Origin of the sequence: Pseudomonas sp. 2822-17, assembly GCF_002742485.1 — a bacterium.
GTDB classification, from domain to species: domain Bacteria; phylum Pseudomonadota; class Gammaproteobacteria; order Pseudomonadales; family Pseudomonadaceae; genus Aquipseudomonas; species Aquipseudomonas cyclaminis.
The window spans coordinates 1-235 of sequence record NZ_LJRZ01000929.1 but is presented as its reverse complement, the minus strand read 5'-3'; the positions used below and the strand labels follow the sequence as shown (position 1 = coordinate 235).

Genomic DNA, 235 nt, shown 5'->3' with positions numbered 1-235 from the left:
GATGCAGGTTTTCCATCAATCAAACGTTGCGTCCTACTAGCTGGTGATCCGCACGATAAGCAGATCGCTTGAAGCTTCGTTACTGTTTCCGCCAGAGCCATTAATGCTGGCATGTGACCAAATGGTTCCCCACGAAAATCTTGATCAAGTCCAGCAACGATCACTCTAATTCCTTGATCTGCAAGTACTTGTACAACATCCACCACATCAATATCAAAGAACTGCACTTCATCTA

1 pseudogene is annotated in these 235 nt (G+C 44.7%); it reads right to left on the bottom strand.

Annotated elements, in window-relative coordinates:
* Positions 1–235 (bottom strand): annotated as a pseudogene (locus AOA60_RS31325) (thymidine kinase); the annotation flags it as partial.